The following is a 17,585-nucleotide window of genomic DNA, read 5'->3' on the forward strand; positions in this document are numbered from 1 at the left end:
GACAATCTGAGTGACGGTCATTAATGATGATTTTTTTTAAAAGACACCTTACCCGCACAGTGGGAATAATTTGTCTGGTGGTTTGCGCGATTATTTACGGATGGTGGTTAATAAATGGTCGTTTTATACAATCCACGGATGATGCCTATGTAGGGGGGAATATTACTGTAGTCGCCAGTAAAGTCTCGGGTTATATCTCGCGGATTGAGGTTGGCGACAATCAACTCGTTAAAGCTGGCGAAATTATCCTTACTCTTGATGACAGGGATTATCGCGCCGCTGTTGCTCAATCTCAGGCAAAAGTATCGAGGAGCAAAGCCAATCTAGACAGTATTCGTGCCAGTATCACGATGCAACAATCAGTCATCGCGAGTGCCGGTGAAGCCTGGCAGGCGGAAAAATTCGATGTGCAAAAGAGTTCGAAAGACAGCCAGCGTTACGAACTGTTGGCAAAGTCAGCGGCCATTTCTCAACAAATCAAAGATAACGCACGGCTTGATTATCAACGAATGATAGCCAGAGAACGCAAAGCGGCGAATGATTACCAGACTGAGAAACAGCGTTTGACAATGTTATCTGCCGAACTGGAAGCCGCAAGGGCAAGCTACCGTGAGGCGAAGTCGGCACTCGACCGGGCGTTGCTCGATCTGGAATACACCGTTGTCCGATCCCCTATAACGGGTACTGTTGCGAACCGTCGCGCCCGTGACGGTAGCTGGGTGGCGGGAGGCACGCAGTTAGCCTCCATTGTACCGGTTAGCGGCCTATGGATAGATGCGAATTTTAAGGAGAGCCAGATTGCCCGGATGAAACCTGGGATGAAAGCGGAGATACGGGCAGATGTCCTATACGGCAAAGTTTTTCACGGATATGTCGAAAGTCTGGCACCGGCAACGGGATCGAGTTTTAGCCTGATCCCTGTAGAAAATGCCACCGGCAACTTTACTAAAATTGTGCAGCGCGTTCCGGTGCGGATTGCTATTGATAAAGTGGATGAACTGGCGCGCATCCTTCGCCCCGGACTTTCAGTGACCGTTAGCGTCAACGAACGACACTGATGGGGGCCGCTATGCGAAAACATATCGCCTTCGCCAGTATGTGTATTGGGCTGTTTATTGCCCAACTTGATATTCAGATTGTCTCGGCCTCACTTAATGAAATCGGCGGCGGTCTCTCAGCAGGCAAAGATGAGATGGCATGGATTCAGACCAGCTATCTGATTGCGGAAATCATTATTATCCCTCTCTCTGGGTGGTTGTCACGGGTATTTTCAACCCGCTGGCTTTTTACGCTTTCTGCCGGGGTTTTTACCGTCATGAGCGTTGCCTGCGCTCTGGCGTGGAATATACAGAGCATGATTGTGTTCCGCGCTTTGCAGGGAGCCGCAGGAGCATCGATGATTCCGTTGGTCTTTACCACTGCTTTTATTTATTACCAGGGCAAAGAATTGGGGTTAGCTGCCGCCGTTGTCAGCGCGCTGGCATCCTTATCTCCAACGCTTGGGCCAACCCTGGGAGGATGGATTACCGATAATCTTGAATGGCGTTGGCTTTTTTATATCAACATATTGCCGGGTCTTTATCTGGTGATGAGCATTCCTTTGCTGGTGGATATTGATAAACCCAACCTGTCACTCCTTAAAGGTGCAGATTATCTGGGCATTGCTTTACTTGCGCTTACGCTAGGATGCCTGGAGTACTCTCTTGAGGAAGGGGCCAGGTGGGGATGGTTTGACGACAGTACGATTATAGTGACATCAGGTCTAACGCTGGTGAGTGCGCTTTTATTTGCGACACGCACTCTGACAATATCGAATCCCATTATGGATCTTTATGCGTTCAGGGATAAAAACTTTTCGCTGGGCTGTTTTTTCTCTTTTGCTGGAGGTGTAGGGATATTCTCAACCGTTTACCTGACCCCAGTATTTTTGGGGCAGGTCAGAGGGTTTAGCGCGATGGATATTGGCCTAGCGGTATGCACAACCGGGATATTTCAAATTCTGTCAGTGCCTCTTTATTTATATTTGAGTAAAAGAATAAACCTGCAATGGTTACTGATGGCTGGACTGGGCGGATTTGCGTTTTCTATGTTTCTTTTCACCCCCATAACTCATCAATGGGGATGGCAAGAACTACTGCTACCACAGGCTATCAGGGGTGTTTCACAGCAATTTGCGATGGCGCCGATCGTCACATTAACCCTGGGCGGTATACCAAAAGAACGGCTGAAGCTGGCATCGGGAGTATTTAACCTGACGCGTAATCTTGGTGGCGCTATCGGAATTGCCCTGTGTGGGACGATTCTTAATAACCGGACTAATTTTCATTACCAAAGAATTGGGGAGAAGATTGTGTCCGTGCCACAAACTGTCAATGAATTCATTACCCGTTACACTGTAATTTTCATTCAGGGAGGAAGTGACGGTACCGCAGGGCCACTGGCAGCAACAAAATTACTGGGTCAGATGATGATGCAGGAAGCTGAAACAATGGCATTTTCTGATGCTTTTTTGCTGGTTAGTCTCCTCTTGTTTATGGCTTTCGCGCTGGTTCCTGCAATGGGTAGAAAACAGTAATGATGATTTGATGATTCGCTCGTCCTCAACTCACAGGTCACACTGGACGTCCGCTCCTGGCACACAGCAGCCGTTATGACCAACACTCGTCATAAGAAGGGGGTTATGGGCAAATCTTGTTGGCGATGGTGAAGTGATTTGCAAACGGTCGCTATGTCTTGCGATCAGGGATGGCTGGAGCCGTATTGTGCGATGTCACACTGTGAAGTGAAAATTGCGTGACGCCAGCCGTCCATTGAAAACCCGTCGCCTCGGGGGATTTGACGGTGTGATATTCGCTCTAAATCTGCGCCATACCGCCGTCAACAAACAGTTCTATGGCATTGATAAAACTGGCGGCATCAGAAGCCAGAAACGCAACGGCTTTACCGACTTCCGCTGGCTCACCAATCCGGCCCAACGGAACCTGTGCTGCCAGTGCATCAAACAGGCCCTGACGCTCTTCCTCGGCAACCAGTTCCCCTAATCCAGGCGTTTTGACCGGACCCGGGCTCACGACATTCACCCGAATACCACGCCCCTTCAAGTCCAGAGCCCATGAGCGGGCGAAGTTTCTCACTGCGGCTTTACTGGCGCTATACACGCTAAAGTTAGCCGTTCCTTTTACCGAAACGGTGGAAGCGGTGAGAATAATGGATGAACCGGCACCAAGCAGTGGCAGTGCTTTCTGGACGGTGAATAGTACTCCGCGAACATTAATGCCGAAAATCCGGTCAAAATGCTCTTCGGTTATAGCACCCAGCGGCAGCATATCTCCGCCACCGGCGTTAGCAAACAAAATGTCCAGACGCCCCGATTCTTCTGCAATCTGCGCGTAAACCTTATCCAGATCGTCAAGGCGGGAGACATCAGCTCGAATCCCCTTAGCCGACGAGCCGATCAACGCGATGGCCGCATCCAGCTCCTGCTGACGACGTCCGGTGATGTAGACTTTTGCTCCCTGTGCCGCCAGTTCCTGAGCACTAGCAAGACCGATTCCTGTGCTGCCGCCTGTGACCAGGGCGATTTTATCTGAAAGTGGTTTACTCATTATTCCTATCCTCGACGTTGTTTCAAATTGGCCGTCATTCGGCCTGTAAACACACTTTAGTCGCAGAGGGATTATTGATAAATTAGTAGAAATGGAAAACACTATTTCTACAGGTGAATAATCAGGTGTCACACGGAGAAACAAAACGTGGATCAGTTAATGGCTATGCGTGCGTTTACGCGAGTGGTGGAAACCGGCAATTTTACGCGGGCAGCGGATTCGCTGAATCTGCCGAATGCCACATTAAGTAAGCTGGTTAAATCACTGGAGGCCCACCTCGGTGTGCGTCTTTTACATCGCACGACCCGGCACGTCGTCGCAACGCCAGAGGGTCAGGACTATTATGAAAAAGCCGCTCGGGTGCTCATTGATATTGAGGAGATAGACACTTCGTTTAGCGCCTTGCAGAGCAGACCTAAAGGGTATCTGCGTATTGATATCGGCGGCTCTACCGCACGTGAAGTCCTGATCCCCGCGTTACCGGATTTTTTGCAGCGCTATCCGGAAATCAAAATCGATTTAGGTGTGTCCGATAGGCCGGTGGATCTTATTAGCGGAAATGTGGACTGTGTAATCCGTGGCGGCTCTCTTGATGACTCATCGTTGATCGCCCGTCATATTGGTGATGCCCCGATGGTGACCTGCGCAACGCCCGGATACCTGAAAACCGCTGGTATACCTGCATATCCGGATGAATTAAGAAATGGACATAAGCTGGTGAGCTATTTGTCTCCGCTGACGGGCAGAGCCTTTCCATTTCGCTTTATCGCCGAAGGTGAAATGCGGGAGATGAAGTTGCAGTATCACATCGGGGTTAACGAAAGTAATGCGCATTTGGCTGCGGCCGTAGCCGGGATGGGCATTATCCAGACTTTTTACTATGCGGCGAAAGATGAACTCAACAACGGCACTCTTGTTGAGATCCTACAGGCATGGCGTCCTGCGAGTTATCCGTTTTATGTTGTCTATCCGCAGAATAGGTATATGACGCACCGGTTACGAGTGTTTATTGACTGGCTCACCGAGGTATTCCCAGCGGCACTGCGCGGATACCGATAAACATACCTCTGACGACCCAAAGGGGGCAAAAGATACCCCCATTGCTCTGCTATTGTGTCCTTCTCTAATGCCCACCCTCGGCGGTTATCCGCTATGAGCGAGGCGCTGACATACTATTTCGAATGCCGTTTGCGGTACGTTAAATTAGATGCATAACAATAAACTGAACAAGAATCAGACGAATCGCCCTGAAACAAAAATGACGCAAACGCAGCCGGGCATGGCTATCCAGGCAATGACAACGCGCACGAAAACAAGGAATGCCGTTAAGTTTCTTGATTTCTTTTTCTGCAATACGTGCCGTTGCCTGTAATAGCGAACGTCTTAAACGACGCGGTCGTCTCAAGCCGGATTGGAATCGCGCATTGTTTCATCCTGGTTGAGGAGAGGTGCCAATGGTTGGGCGAACGGACGTAATTTATTGGTTTGTGGGGTTTGATAAGGAACAGGTGCCAGAAGAATGGGGGCCACTGTGGAAAGAAAGCATGTGAACCGCTAGGGGCGACCGGCAAAGTCACTCACACTGCGGCTCTTCAGGTCTGCCTTTTGCCAAAGAGGCCGGGCCCAGGTTTCCCGGAGCCCGGATGGTTAATCTACGATTGAAGGATCGCGTTCGATCATCATCTGCTTCATTTCGGCAAAATGCTGGCGTGAGAAGTCGGTGATTTTTTCCCAGTCCTGCGCCGTTTTCTCCGCAACGTCATCAGACAGTACTTTTAGCGGCTGTCCGCTAGACCATGCGGTGATCAGAATCTGGCACGCGCGCTCTAGCGTCCAGATATCATCAAACGCCTCGCCAATGTCCGGGGCCGTGACCAATACGCCGTGGTTACCCATCAGCAGCCGGCGCTTATCCGCCAACAGTCCCGCCAGACGGGCGCCTTCTGCCGCGGTGTCCGCCATGCCACCGTACAACGTATCGACAGCGACCCGGTTGAAATAGCGGGCAGTGTTTTGATCGACGGGCAGGATCTGCGGCGTCGCCAGACAGGCAAGGCTGGTGGTGTAGACCGGGTGTAGATGAAGCACAACCCGCACGTCCGGCAAGCGCTGGTGGATCTGCCCGTGAATCGCCCACGCGGTGGCATCGACGTCCGGGCGCGCGGCACAGCTTGCATCATCGGCATTCAGCAACAGCAGGTCGCTGGCGCGAATGCGTGAAAAATGCTGCCACTTGGGGTTCAGCAGAAACGTTTTCCCATCGGCAGAGAGGGCAGCGCTGAAATGGTTGGCAACCGCCTCATGCATGCCGAGGTGGGCGATGATGCGAAAGGTCGCCGCCAGGTCGATACGGGTTTGCTCTTCGTGCGAGTAGCTCATGGTGATTACTCCGCTTTTGGCATCAGGGTCTGGAGGTCTTCCGCCGTTGGTGCCTGGAAGTGATACTTCTTCAGCAGCGCGGCATATTCCGGGGTGGCACTGAATTTTTTCAGTCCTTCTTCAAGAGCGGTTTTCACCTCGGTATTGCCTTTCTTGACGCCAAAACCGTTTAACACGGGGTAGATCAGCGTGTCGGAGGAGATCACCACGCGGTCACCGAGTTTTTCAATCACCCCGCGGGCGACCGCCGCATCGGTTATTTGCGCCTCCACTGCGCGAGAAAGCATCGCCTGAGTGGTTTGCGGATCGGTGGTGTACTCGCTTAGCTGAATGGGTTTGAGCCCTTTTTTCACGCAGTAATCGACGGAGAGTTTTTGCAGCTGAGCCAGCCAGGAGGTTGCTCCCATTGAGCCAATTTTATGGCCGCAAAATTCCTCCGGCGTTTTCGGCTGATAGTCGCTGCCTTTAAGCGCCAGAATGGCTTCACCGCTCTTCAGGTATGGAACCATATCGATAACCTTCAGACGCTCGGCGGTTATGTACATCGAGGAGTTCGTGATATCGAAACGCCCGCCCTGTAAGGCGGGGATCAGGTTAGGAAAACGAGTATCAATATTAACCGCTTCGCGGCCCATGCTTTTTGCCAACCCGTCGAGAAACTCAATATCAAAGCCAGCCGGTTTATTGTTATCCATATATTCATAAGGGAAAAAGGTCATGTCCGAGCCGGCGGTGATCTTGCCAGTTTGCTGGAAGGCCAGCGCGCTAAACGATGCCAGCGCGCCTGCGGCGCAGAGGAGCAGGGCAACAGGACGCAGTGCGATAAGACGTGTCATAAAACCTCCGGAGTGTAAGCAAATTACATGCTGGCGCTGTCGGCACCGGCCTGTTGAACGAAAAAGGATGCACCGCGTGGTTTCTGCGGCAAACGTAGCTGATTAACCGTGCTGCGCACGAGACCACTTTCTTCCCCTGCGACCAGTTGGCCGGCGTGCGCGCTCGGCAGCGGATTTTCGCCAAAAGGCAGGGCGTCTTCGGCGGCATAGACGCTAATGAACAGCGTGCGCGGCAGGGGGGTCTCATTTGGGCTCGAGGCATGCAGCAGTCGCGTATGCATAAAACACACCGAGCCGGATGGGCCAAAGCAGGCCTGCGGCTGCTGGCAGTGCGCTTCCACGACGTCGTTATCCACCGCACCGGTAAAGCGTTCCTCCTGCCAGTGCGACCACAGCGGCCCTTTATGGCTGGCGGGAACCACGTTAAGCGGGCCGTTTTCTGGCGTAACGTCGCTCACCATCAACAGCGCGGTAATGACGTCGTCGTTACTGTGCGGGGTGAACAGAAAATCCTGGTGCCATTTCACCTGCGTCGCCGTATGCGGCAGCTTGGAGTTAATTTTGCTGTGATGAAAACGGGTCCCGCTGCCGCCGATAAGCTGGGCGGCAATCGTGGCCATTCGTGAGTTCAGCGCGGCGTGGTGATAGGCCGCAGAAATCTCGGTCGGCGACGTCACGCGGCGCAAGGAGGGGTGCTCCGCAGAGTGATCCTCTTCGAGATCGAAGCGCGGGCGCCCATCCAGCGTTTCACCCCATACCGCGCTGTGACCGCGGCTCTCCTCAACCCAACCGTCGAAATCGGTCTGCAAAGCGGCGATTTCAGCGCGGGAAAGTACCCCTTCGACCACCAGATAGCCCTGCTGATGAAACTGCTCGATTTGCCATTGCGCGATCATAGTTATTCCTCTTCAAGTAATAATGATTAAGCCAAAGAGACATCTTTCAGGAAGGCATCAACGCGCGGATGCTGTCCGCTGCGCATCGCCTGCGGCGTGTCGTCGCAGACCACGCGTCCTTTTTCCATAAACACAATGCGGTCCGACACCTTGAAGGCAAAATTCATCTCGTGGGTGACGATGACCATGGTGATCCCCTCATGAGCCAGGGACTCGATGACCTGCAGTACCTCGTTGACTTTTTCCGGATCCAACGCGGAGGTAGGCTCATCGAATAGCATGATTTGCGGGCGCATCATCAACGCGCGGGCGATAGCGACGCGCTGCTGCTGGCCGCCCGATAGCTGGTGCGGGTATTTCCATGCATGCTCCAGCATGCCGACTTTATGCAACAGTTCGCAGGCGTGCTGCCGCAGTTCCGCCTCACTGGCCAGGCGGTGATAGCGAGGTGCCAGTAGCAGGTTGCCCAGCACGGTCAGGTGGGGAAACAGATTGAAGCTCTGAAACACCATGCCGATATTCAGGCGGTGCTCAGCATTCTCCATAAAGCGCGGCTTCTGCTGACCCTGGCGGTTAAGATGAATAAAGGGCTGCCCGTTGATGCTGATTTCGCCGTTGTCGATCTGCTCAAGGCCGTTGAGCAGGCGGATAAGCGTGGTTTTTCCTGAGCCGGACGGGCCGATGACTGAGACCACTTCGCCGGGCTGGATCTTCAGGCTGACGGCGCCGAGCACTTCGACATTGTTATAAGCTTTATGCAGTTTTGAGGCCTGTAGCGCGGGCTCCTGTGATGCGGTGACGCTGCGCGCCATCGCGGGGCGGTTCGCGGTGGCCAGTTGTTGCATCTGCGCATCAACCTGACGGGTGGTTTTACGCTGGGTGACGTCGAGATAGCGTTCCAGCCACTTGAGCAGAAAATCAAACACCGTCACGATCAGGATGTAGTAAAACGCCACCGCCGCCATGGTCTCCATCACGAGGAAGTTTTGTGAGTAGAGGCGCTGGCCGACCATCAAAATTTCGGTCAATGAGATAACCGACACCAGCGAGCTGAGCTTGACGATAGCGATATATTCGTTGGCCAGCGCAGGCAGGGCGACGCGCAGCGCCTGGGGAATAATCACCCGCCATTGAATGCCCGCGTAGCGTAACCCCAGTGCTCGCGCGGCTTCGCTTTGTCCACGCGGGATGGAGAGCAACCCGCCGCGGTGGATTTCCGCAATGTATGCCGACTCACTCAACACCATCGCCAGCAAACCGGCCCAGAAGGGATCGTTAAGCAGCGGAGCCACCGACGGTAGCGCCTGGGGCATGTTGTAGACGAAAATCAGGAGTACCAGCAGCGGCATGCTGCGAAACAGCCAGATATAAACCCGAGCGGGTGCGCTCAACCACGCTCGCGGCGATTGTTTGGCCAGCGCCAGAGTAAATCCCAGCACAATACTGCAGCCCCAGGTCAGCAGACTCAATTTAATGACGGTCCAGGTGGCCTGCCAAAAATCGACATCGCTAAGCAGGCTTAACATGTAGTTCCAGTTAAACGTCATGGGCTATTTACTCGCCATAATTAACATAAATGGAAGCGACTCGATGGTGCATTAATGGAGAGTCGCCGATATTTATCGTGCAATAACACTATGCTGGCAGGTCTCTGATTGGCGCAATTAGTAAATTTTTGGTCTTTAAGTTTAAAAAAACTATACAGTGACATTAACGTTATGGAATCTAAAGCGATTATTGCGAAACCATGTTGATACAATTAAAAAACAATCGCCGAAATTAAATAACGCATTTTTTCACCTATTGCCGAAATTGCACGCTATTAGGGCGAGAGTTGCATAATAAGAGTGCAGGGTGGTTCATCATGGTGCGCAGGGCCATTTTAAGGCGAAATAAAAAAGCTATAGTTAAATATTAAAATCCCTTGTCATCACTAAGTTCCCTTTTTTCAGAGTGTGGCACGAGGATTGCTTATTGCTTAGCAGGAAACTATTCCCCAAGGACGATGAGCAATATTTTTTCAAGGGTGATGCGATGAACCGATTTACACTGAAACAGCTGAAATACTTCGTGACGGTAGTGGAAACGGAAAGTATCGCCGAGGCCTCTCGCCAGTTGCATATTGCGCAGCCGTCGATTTCGATTGCGATAAAAAACCTCGAAAGTACCTTTGACCAACAGTTGTTTATCCGCCACCACGCACAGGGCGTTTCCCTGACCTCCAGCGGACGACGGATTTACGAAAAGGCCAAAGATTTACTGCGGTTATCGTGGGAGTTTGAACAAAACTCGCGGGCAGATAAAGAACTGGTTTCCGGTATGATTTCAGTAGGTTGCTTTGAATCCGTAGCACCACTGTATATGCCAAAACTGGTGGCGGGATTTAAAAAACTGTACCCGGAAATCACGTTGCATTTATACGATGGCGAACAGCATGAATTGATGCACGGGTTGCATCGTGGGCGTTTTGATTTGGCGCTGGTTTACGATTTGGAGCTGGGGCATTCAATTAATAAAGAGAAACTGAATGCGCCTCATAAGCCCTATGCGCTGCTGCCTGCCTCGCATCCATTAGCCCAAAAAAGTGCGGTCACGTTACAGGAATTAAGCCGCGAGCCGATGATCCTGCTGGATGCCGTCCCCAGTAAAAACTATTTTATTTCGATATTTAAAGAGAAAGGTTATCACCCGGAGGTGGCATACAGTTCGCCCTCTATTGAAATGGTCCGTTGCATGGTCGGACAAGGTTTAGGATTTTCGGTGCTGGTGACGCGACCTTATTGTGAAATAACGTATGACGGCGAACGAGTCGTGCAACGGGATATCGTCGATGAAATGCCCGCCTCGACATTAATCATGGCGCACCTGGCGAATAATGAACCGACACGCCCAACGCAGTTGTTTATGGATTATTGTCGCAGCATCGAATTAACCCCCGTACATTCCTGAAATATGGCCCGCAATTTTGTGGACTTATTTTTCATGACACCGCTAGCCTCATAATTTTCTATTCAGACGATCGTTTTATAATAATTTACGATTCCCTCACAGTTACATAACCTGAGTTCTGTCAATTCCGGCGAATTCGTCGGCAACCGTGCTTGAAGGACTGAATAATGACAGAACAAATAACCGTAATCGATACCCTGGTGGTGGGCGCGGGGCAGGCGGGCGTCGCCATGAGCGAACATCTGACCCGGCTCGATATACCCCACCTGGTGCTGGAGAAACAGGGGATTGCCCAGGCCTGGCGCACGGGGCGCTGGGACTCGTTAGTGGCCAATGGCCCAGCCTGGCACGACCGATTCCCGGGCATGGCCTTCGCGAACTGCGCCGCCGATGGCTTTGTGGCCAAAGAGCAGATTGCGGACTATTTCGAGGCCTACGCCCAAAGCTTTGGTGCGCCAATCCGCACCGGAGTCGAAGTCTTCAGCGCCGAACGTCTCAGCGGTCGCCCGGGTTTTCGCATTGAAACCTCCCAGGGGGTTATCGAAGCGCAGCGAATTGTCGCCGCGACCGGGCCTTTCCAACGTCCGGTGATCCCGGCCATTGCACCGACGACAGCGGCGATAAAGCAAATCCATTCCGCGCACTATGCCAACCCACAGCAGTTGGCTGAAGGCGGCGTGCTGGTGATTGGGGCGGGATCGTCCGGTGTGCAGATCGCCGACGAGCTGCAGCGGGCGGGACGCCAGGTGTGGCTATCGGTGGGGGCCCACGATCGCCCGCCGCGCCGCTACCGCGAGCGTGATTTTTGCTGGTGGCTTGGGGTGCTGGGACTGTGGGACGCGGCGGCAAATCAGCCGGGCAAAGAGCACGTCACCATTGCGGTTAGCGGTGCGCGCGGCGGTCATACCGTTGATTTTCGTCAGTTGGCGCATCAGGGCGTGACGCTGGTTGGCCAGACTGAAGGATTTGACGGCGAACGCGCGACGTTTCGCGACGATCTCGCCGACAATATCCAGCGTGGTGATGACTCCTATCTGGCGCTGCTGGATGCGGCGGATGACTACATTGCGCGTAACGGCCTCGATTTGCCGGAAGAACCCGCCGCGCGCGAGTTTCTACCGGACCCTGCTTGCGTCACCGACCCGCTGCTGAGCCTTGATCTGGCCCTGGCCGGTATTAGCACCATCATCTGGGCAACCGGATACACCACCGATTACCGCTGGCTAAAGGTCAACGCCTTTAGCGACGCGCAGCGGCCGCAGCATCATCGCGGTGTTTCCACCGAACCCGGGGTCTATTTCCTCGGTCTACCGTGGTTATCCCGCCGTGGTTCGACCTTTATCTGGGGCGTTTGGCACGATGCGAAATATATCGCCGACCAAATTGCTATCCAGCGCCAATACCAGCACTACCAGCCATCCTGAACCCGTGTCATCTGAGGAGTAAAGCAATGCCTACGCATACCCGTATTCGAATGTTTAACACCAAAGAGACCTACCCGAACCAGAGTCTGAATAACGATTTGTGTCAGGCGGTGCGTGCCGGCAATACCGTCTACGTTCGCGGCCAGGTCGGAACGGATTTTGACGGAAATCTGATTGGCCTAGGCGACCCGCGCGCCCAGGCTGAGCAGGCGATGAAGAATGTGCAGCAGTTGCTGGTCGAGGCCGGCAGCGACCTGACGCATATTGTGAAAACCACCACCTATCTTATCGATCCGCGCTATCGCGAGCCGGTCTATCAGGAAGTCGGCAAATGGTTAAAAGGGGTATTCCCGATCTCCACCGGCGTGGTGGTCTCGGCCCTGGCGCAGCCGCAGTGGCTAATGGAAATTGACGTCACGGCGGTGATCCCTGACGACTGGCAGGAGACGGCAAAATGACGATATCCATTGCAGCACTGTGTCCGGAGTCCGGCCAGTTGGGAATTGCGATAAGCTCCTCCAGTATCGCGGTGGGCGCACGCTGTCCGTGGCTGCTGGCCGGGGTTGGCGCGGTATCCAGCCAGAACATTACGCTGCCATCGCTGGGGCCGCATATTCTTAGCGGTCTGGAATCTGGCGAGTCCGTTGCGCAGGCCGTGAAGCGGGCGCTGGCGGAGGATCGCTTCAGTGAGTATCGCCAGTTGGCGGTTATTGATGCCAGCGGAGAAGTCGCCACCTTTAGCGGTGAGCATACTCTCGGTATTGGCGAGGCGCTGGCGGGAGAAAACTGCGTGGCAGCCGGAAACATGCTGGCCGCGCCGGGCGTCATCGCTGCCATGATTGCGGCGTTTGAGACGGCAACAGGCGAACTGGCCAGCCGACTGATTGCGGGCCTGCGCGCCGGAATTGCGGCCGGCGGGGAGGCTGGGCCGGTACACTCGGCGGCGGTAAAAGTGGTGGAAGATTACGCCTGGCCGGTGGTCGATCTGCGTGTCGATTGGGCGGATGACGATCCGGTTGCGGCGCTTGAGCAGCTATGGTTAGCCTACGAGCCGCAGATGGAAGCCTATATCACACGAGCGCTGGACCCGCGCGATGCGCCGTCCTACGGTGTGCCGGGCGATGAGTAATAGCACCCGCGATATTCTCGCGCAGCTGCTGGCTTTTGATACCACCAGCCGGGAGTCCAATCTGGCGCTGATCGACTGGATTGCTGATTTCCTGGCGGCACGCGGCGTGGCTTCCCAACGTTTTTATGATGTCGACGGACGCAAAGCCAATCTTTACGCCCGTCTGGGGCCATCTGGGCCGGGAGGGGTCATGCTTTCCGGTCATACTGACGTGGTCCCGGTGGACGGCCAGTCGTGGAGCGTGGCGCCGTTTGCCTTGACCGAGCATGAAGGGCGGTACTACGGCCGCGGTAGCGCAGACATGAAAGGCTTTATCGCCTGCGTGCTGGCGACCGTGGAGGCCTTCTGCGCACAGCCGCTGCGGATGCCGCTACACCTGGCATTCTCCTATGACGAAGAGGTAGGGTGTCTTGGCGTGCGCAGCCTGGTCGATTATTTGCAGGCGTCGCCGGAGAAACCGGCGCTGTGCGTGATTGGCGAGCCGACGGAAATGCAGCCGGTGTACGGCCACAAAGGTAAGCTGGCGATGCGCTGCTGCGTTGAGGGGCACGCCTGTCATTCCGCCTATGCGCCGCAGGGCGTCAATGCGATTAGCTATGCATCGAAACTGATAAACCGCCTCGATTCACTGGGTGAAACGCTGGCCCAGCATCAGGATACGCGCTTTTCTCCCGCGTTTAGCACCCTCCAGGTCGGCACCATTCAGGGCGGGGCGGCGTTAAACATTGTGCCTCAGTCATGCTGGTTTGATTTTGAAATTCGCTATCTACCCGGCGCCCGTCCGGAGACGGTCACCGAGGCGCTGATGGACTATGCGCAGCAGCTGTTACCGCCGATGCGGCAAATTGCCGAGGCCAGCAATATCCGCTTTACGCCGCTCAGCCATTATCCGGGGCTACTCAGCGATCCGCAGTCGGACTTTGCCCATTGGCTGGCGCAATGGTGCGGCAGCGAAAGCTTCGCAACCGTTGCGTTTGGTACCGAAGGTGGGCTGTTTGACGAAATCGGTGTGGCGACGCTTATCTGTGGGCCTGGCAGCATGGCGCAGGGGCATAAACCGGATGAGTACATAACGCATTCACAAATTGATCGCTGCCGCCAGATGCTGGAAAACCTCTGCGTCTGGATGCGCGCCTTTCCCTAACACTCCCGTAACTGAACCCCCAACACAGGATCGTAAGCGATGCAAAAAGAACGCTCTGCGCATATTGATCAACAAACCCTCGACAGTTGGCAAGCCGATGGGGTGGTGTTACTAAAAGGCGTATTCACGCCGTGGATTGACAGTCTGGCCAGCGGCGTGGCGGCGCTGATGGATAATCCCAGTGAATATGGTCATGCGCGAACGGTGATCCCCAAAGATGGCTCGGCACCGTTTTTTCAGGACTACTGTAACTGGTCGCGGATCCCGGAGTTTGAGGATTTTGTCTTTCACTCAGCGGCGGCAGAAATCGCGGCAGCGTTAATGCAATCGCAAACGGCGCGATTTTTTCATGAACATACGCTGGTGAAGCAGCCGGGTGGCAGTACGGTCACGCCCTGGCATCATGACCAGCCTTATTACTGTGTTTCCGGGCAGCAAAATGTCAGCTTCTGGATCCCGCTTGATCCGGTGGCGGAACCCACGTCACTGCGTTGTATTCGCGGTTCGCATCGCTGGGAGGCGGAATACAGTCCTACCCGTTTTAATGGCACCAAACTGTACGATCACGCGCGTTTTCACACGCTGCCGGATATCGATGCGCATGAAGAGGACTATGACATTGTCAGTTGGGCGCTGGAACCCGGCGATGCCGTGGCTTTCCATTTCCGAACGGTTCATGGGGCGCGAGGAAACCATACCGCGCGTTCGAGACGGGTCTTTTCCGCGCGGTGGGTGGGTGATGATGCGGCCTTTGCCGAACGCGGAGGGGTCACTTCACCACCGTTTCCCGAGCTGACGCTGCGCGACGGTGAGCCGCTGATTTCGACGCTCTTTCCTCAAGTCTGGCCGCGTGGATAAATAAAAAGGGCGGTAAAATCATGCCGATTTTACCGCCCGTTGCGCATGCGAAACGTTATTTCTTCTTCTCGCCCAGCGTTGGAGTTTCGTCGAAGAAGTTCCACGGTTTCAACAGCGCATGGGCCCATTCGGTTGGCATAATCGGCCACTCTTCGGCGCGTGCGACGTGGGTGGTGCCGGTGGTAATCCATACCACGTCATCGTTATTTTTCAGCGACTCGTCATCCTTCGCATACTCTCCCAGGCCGGTGTCATGCACCGAACGGTTCGGGTACTTGCCTTCCGGATAACGCTCTTCCTGATGGTAACGGGTGACCCACAGCTGTTTATCCATAAAGCTCAAACGATGATAAATCCACTCATCTGGCGCAAATTTCGCGCCGGTTGCCGCCGGATGCGTCCCGCCTGCGTAAGGGATAATCTGGTATGACACCGGATTGCCCATACGGTTTTCTTTGGTGGTGTTGCTCAGCAGGCGAATGGTGCCTGGGTCATATTTCTGCGCGGCTTTCTGCTCAGTTTCGATGTCGTACTGATTCACCTGCATGGTGCTGGTACGCGGGCCGCCGCTGGTGTTAGGTTTCACTTCCGGATCCATCGCCACCAGGCTGTTATTCTCGCCGTCCACGTCGAGATCGAGGCGGAAGTTGTAAATATGCTGGTGAGTCGTGCCGACGATATTATGGTCGATCAGCGTACCGTAGCGGGTATCGTCTTTGGCGCTTGGATCGTGCATGGTTTTCGCCAGCACGCCTTTCACCGCTTCGATCCCGGTTGCACCGGCATCAATACCAATGGTGCCGTTTTCGTGGAATACCCAGTCGAAGATGTAGTCATAGTTGCCGACGGTGCTTATCCAGCGCACCACCAATTCGCGACGTTCGGTACTGACGTTCGGCTGGCCCATCTCCTGGTGCTTATATTCCGGCCCGGCGTAACGTTCAAAGATTGCCACCGCGCGTGGAATGGTGGTTGGCGTACCGGTGTAGTCGGCAATGGTTTCGTCCAGCAGTACGGCGTTGGACGGTGCGTCTTTGCCGCGGGCGATAGGCGAGGTCAGGGTGCCCATACCGTAATCGCCGGAGTCCAGATACGCTTTGAAGTACCAGCCGACATCCGGGTCGCCGTAAGGCACGATCATGCCGCCCAGCGATCCTTCGTACATCACCTGACGTTTTTTACCGTTGTCGTTATAGGTGACGGTAGAGAGAATCGGCCCGACGCGGGAGTTCAGCCGCAGGTGGAAGTCCCAGTTCTGCCAGTGCACCATATCGCCGGTGATGGTGTAGTTTTTACCTTCTGGTTCGATGATATCCAGCGGTTTCACCGATTTTGCTACGCGGTCGCGACCATCAAATGGCCGGGATTCCATCGGCACGGGAATGACCGGGCCTTCTTCAATTTTGATGATTTTTTTCTGCTCAAGGTCAACCACGGCCACCAGGTTTTCAATGGGGTGTGCCCAGTAGTTGCCGTCACCTGTGTCGAGATAGCTGACCACTTTCAGCAAGCGCGCGTCCTGCTTGAGGCCATCTTTGCCATCGAAATAACCGACGGTCAGCGGCGTGGTGACGACCTTGGTGGTGTCTTTAATACCGTGCTTTTTCAGCACTTCAGCAAACTCGGTGCTGGCGTTAATGATGTTCTGCACGCTGACGAAATCGTCAATCAGCACCATGCCATGGGCGTCTTTAATGGGCGTCCAGGAGAGGATCTTTTTGTTTTGCAGATCGACGACGGCTTCAATCACGTGTTTCCCGTCGAGCATAATCACGTCGGCGGTGCGCGGTGTATTCACCGGTGTGCCGTTCAGGGCAAAGTCCCATACCGCTTTTTTATCCGGTTCATGCAGGGAAATTTCGGTGAAACGGGTGTTGGCCTGGAACTCCGGCGCGGCTTTCACAATCGTTACCGCTTGGCCAATCTCTGCGGAGGACAGCGAGTTCAGCGGGTGTGGCACTTTCTCAACCTGGAAGGTCTGATCAAGGCCGGATTGGAAAACGTCGTTGATGAAGGTGTCAGAAACCCACGCCTTGCCTTGCTTCATCACCACCGGAACCTGCAAATTCAGGGTTTTTCCGTTGAGGATCGCGGTTTTCGCGCCCGGTTTCACTTTTACATAGGCGCCGTCTTTAATCAGGGTGTACATCTGCGCATAGTCATCCCACTGCACATCCGCGCCAAATTCCTGCAACGTTTTGTCCATTGGCACCATATGCGCTTCGCCGCCGTGGGCGATGGCCGGGCTCTGCCAGGCGCAACACAGTGCGATAGCCAGCGCGAGCGCCGTTTTACGTTTAGACAGATTCAAAGCTTTAGACATTGTGACCTCATCTTATCGTTATGTTGTGCCGTGCCAGGCTTT

15 protein-coding genes are annotated in these 17,585 nt (G+C 54.2%); 9 read left to right on the plus strand and 6 right to left on the minus strand.

What is annotated here, in order from left to right:
• Positions 1 to 26: 26 nt before the first annotated feature.
• Together KCR01S_RS03085 and KCR01S_RS03090 are read left to right on the plus strand one after the other, a co-directional pair.
• Positions 27 to 1,058 (plus strand): HlyD family secretion protein, encoded by a 1,032-nt coding sequence (locus KCR01S_RS03085; protein WP_061279762.1) that lies wholly within the window; start codon positions 27 to 29, stop codon positions 1,056 to 1,058.
• The gene (locus tag KCR01S_RS03090; RefSeq protein WP_072277072.1) at positions 1,058 to 2,575 is read left to right on the plus strand and encodes a DHA2 family efflux MFS transporter permease subunit; all 1,518 of its coding nucleotides are present in this window, start codon (positions 1,058 to 1,060) and stop codon (positions 2,573 to 2,575) included. Before KCR01S_RS03085 ends, KCR01S_RS03090 begins: the two co-directional genes overlap by 1 nt.
• A gap of 280 nt (positions 2,576 to 2,855) precedes the next feature.
• On the opposite strand, the gene KCR01S_RS03095 is transcribed toward KCR01S_RS03090, so the two are convergent.
• Positions 2,856 to 3,605: an SDR family NAD(P)-dependent oxidoreductase gene (locus KCR01S_RS03095; RefSeq protein WP_061279694.1), complete on the minus strand. Its 750-nt coding sequence runs from the start codon at positions 3,603 to 3,605 to the stop codon at positions 2,856 to 2,858.
• 147 nt (positions 3,606 to 3,752) lie between these two features.
• On the opposite strand from KCR01S_RS03095, the gene KCR01S_RS03100 reads away from it, so the two are divergent.
• On the plus strand, positions 3,753 to 4,664 hold the full coding sequence (locus KCR01S_RS03100; protein WP_061279695.1) for a LysR family transcriptional regulator: 912 nt from the start codon (positions 3,753 to 3,755) through the stop codon (positions 4,662 to 4,664).
• Positions 4,665 to 5,252: 588 nt separating this feature from the next.
• On the opposite strand, the gene KCR01S_RS03105 is transcribed toward KCR01S_RS03100, so the two are convergent.
• From KCR01S_RS03105 to KCR01S_RS03120, 4 genes are read right to left on the minus strand one after another with little or no spacing between them, the layout of a single operon-like run.
• Positions 5,253 to 5,984 (minus strand): class II aldolase and adducin N-terminal domain-containing protein, encoded by a 732-nt coding sequence (locus KCR01S_RS03105; protein ID WP_061279696.1) that lies wholly within the window; start codon positions 5,982 to 5,984, stop codon positions 5,253 to 5,255.
• A gap of 5 nt (positions 5,985 to 5,989) precedes the next feature.
• A complete protein-coding gene (locus KCR01S_RS03110) occupies positions 5,990 to 6,820 on the minus strand; it encodes an ABC transporter substrate-binding protein (protein WP_061279697.1) in 831 nt (276 codons plus the stop codon).
• Between the two features lie 23 nt (positions 6,821 to 6,843).
• Positions 6,844 to 7,716: a phytanoyl-CoA dioxygenase family protein gene (locus tag KCR01S_RS03115; RefSeq protein ID WP_061279698.1), complete on the minus strand. Its 873-nt coding sequence runs from the start codon at positions 7,714 to 7,716 to the stop codon at positions 6,844 to 6,846.
• Positions 7,717 to 7,742: 26 nt separating this feature from the next.
• A complete protein-coding gene (locus KCR01S_RS03120) occupies positions 7,743 to 9,263 on the minus strand; it encodes an amino acid ABC transporter permease/ATP-binding protein (protein ID WP_061279699.1) in 1,521 nt (506 codons plus the stop codon).
• 487 nt (positions 9,264 to 9,750) lie between these two features.
• Between KCR01S_RS03120 and KCR01S_RS03125 the strand changes: the two genes are divergently transcribed.
• The 6 genes from KCR01S_RS03125 (at position 9,751) to KCR01S_RS03150 (ending at position 15,220) form a co-directional block, all read left to right on the plus strand.
• Positions 9,751 to 10,665 (plus strand): LysR substrate-binding domain-containing protein, encoded by a 915-nt coding sequence (locus KCR01S_RS03125; RefSeq protein WP_061279700.1) that lies wholly within the window; start codon positions 9,751 to 9,753, stop codon positions 10,663 to 10,665.
• Positions 10,666 to 10,832: 167 nt separating this feature from the next.
• Complete coding sequence (locus KCR01S_RS03130; RefSeq protein ID WP_061279701.1) at positions 10,833 to 12,089, plus strand: flavin-containing monooxygenase; 1,257 nt, start codon at positions 10,833 to 10,835, stop codon at positions 12,087 to 12,089.
• Positions 12,090 to 12,115: 26 nt separating this feature from the next.
• Positions 12,116 to 12,547: a RidA family protein gene (locus KCR01S_RS03135; RefSeq protein ID WP_061279702.1), complete on the plus strand. Its 432-nt coding sequence runs from the start codon at positions 12,116 to 12,118 to the stop codon at positions 12,545 to 12,547.
• Entirely contained in the window at positions 12,544 to 13,218 is a 675-nt protein-coding gene (locus tag KCR01S_RS03140; RefSeq protein ID WP_061279703.1) for a DUF1028 domain-containing protein, read from the plus strand. The genes KCR01S_RS03135 and KCR01S_RS03140 overlap by 4 nt, the downstream gene beginning before the upstream one ends.
• Positions 13,211 to 14,362 carry an acetylornithine deacetylase gene (argE, locus tag KCR01S_RS03145; protein ID WP_061279704.1) on the plus strand — a complete coding sequence of 384 codons (1,152 nt, stop codon included), beginning with the start codon at positions 13,211 to 13,213 and terminating at the stop codon, positions 14,360 to 14,362. The genes KCR01S_RS03140 and argE overlap by 8 nt, the downstream gene beginning before the upstream one ends.
• A gap of 39 nt (positions 14,363 to 14,401) precedes the next feature.
• Complete coding sequence (locus KCR01S_RS03150) at positions 14,402 to 15,220, plus strand: phytanoyl-CoA dioxygenase family protein (RefSeq protein ID WP_061279705.1); 819 nt, start codon at positions 14,402 to 14,404, stop codon at positions 15,218 to 15,220.
• Between the two features lie 55 nt (positions 15,221 to 15,275).
• On the opposite strand, the gene tynA is transcribed toward KCR01S_RS03150, so the two are convergent.
• Entirely contained in the window at positions 15,276 to 17,543 is a 2,268-nt protein-coding gene (gene tynA / locus KCR01S_RS03155; protein WP_061279706.1) for a primary-amine oxidase, read from the minus strand.
• Positions 17,544 to 17,585: the final 42 nt, after the last annotated feature.

Origin of the sequence: Kluyvera cryocrescens NBRC 102467, assembly GCF_001571285.1 — a bacterium.
In the GTDB taxonomy this organism is placed as follows: Bacteria; Pseudomonadota; Gammaproteobacteria; order Enterobacterales; family Enterobacteriaceae; genus Kluyvera; species Kluyvera cryocrescens.

Excerpts from the sequence above, each read along its gene's own strand:
- KCR01S_RS03085 (WP_061279762.1), top strand. The coding sequence starts at position 27 with ATGATTTTTTTTAAAAGACACCTTACCCGCACAGTGGGAATAATTTGT.
- KCR01S_RS03090 (WP_072277072.1), top strand. The coding sequence starts at position 1,058 with ATGGGGGCCGCTATGCGAAAACATATCGCCTTCGCCAGTATGTGTATT.
- KCR01S_RS03095 (WP_061279694.1), bottom strand. The coding sequence starts at position 3,605 with ATGAGTAAACCACTTTCAGATAAAATCGCCCTGGTCACAGGCGGCAGC.
- KCR01S_RS03105 (WP_061279696.1), bottom strand. The coding sequence starts at position 5,984 with ATGAGCTACTCGCACGAAGAGCAAACCCGTATCGACCTGGCGGCGACC.
- KCR01S_RS03110 (WP_061279697.1), bottom strand. The coding sequence starts at position 6,820 with ATGACACGTCTTATCGCACTGCGTCCTGTTGCCCTGCTCCTCTGCGCC.
- KCR01S_RS03115 (WP_061279698.1), bottom strand. The coding sequence starts at position 7,716 with ATGATCGCGCAATGGCAAATCGAGCAGTTTCATCAGCAGGGCTATCTG.
- KCR01S_RS03120 (WP_061279699.1), bottom strand. The coding sequence starts at position 9,263 with ATGACGTTTAACTGGAACTACATGTTAAGCCTGCTTAGCGATGTCGAT.
- KCR01S_RS03125 (WP_061279700.1), top strand. The coding sequence starts at position 9,751 with ATGAACCGATTTACACTGAAACAGCTGAAATACTTCGTGACGGTAGTG.
- KCR01S_RS03130 (WP_061279701.1), top strand. The coding sequence starts at position 10,833 with ATGACAGAACAAATAACCGTAATCGATACCCTGGTGGTGGGCGCGGGG.
- KCR01S_RS03135 (WP_061279702.1), top strand. The coding sequence starts at position 12,116 with ATGCCTACGCATACCCGTATTCGAATGTTTAACACCAAAGAGACCTAC.
- KCR01S_RS03140 (WP_061279703.1), top strand. The coding sequence starts at position 12,544 with ATGACGATATCCATTGCAGCACTGTGTCCGGAGTCCGGCCAGTTGGGA.
- argE (WP_061279704.1), top strand. The coding sequence starts at position 13,211 with ATGAGTAATAGCACCCGCGATATTCTCGCGCAGCTGCTGGCTTTTGAT.
- KCR01S_RS03150 (WP_061279705.1), top strand. The coding sequence starts at position 14,402 with ATGCAAAAAGAACGCTCTGCGCATATTGATCAACAAACCCTCGACAGT.
- tynA (WP_061279706.1), bottom strand. The coding sequence starts at position 17,543 with ATGTCTAAAGCTTTGAATCTGTCTAAACGTAAAACGGCGCTCGCGCTG.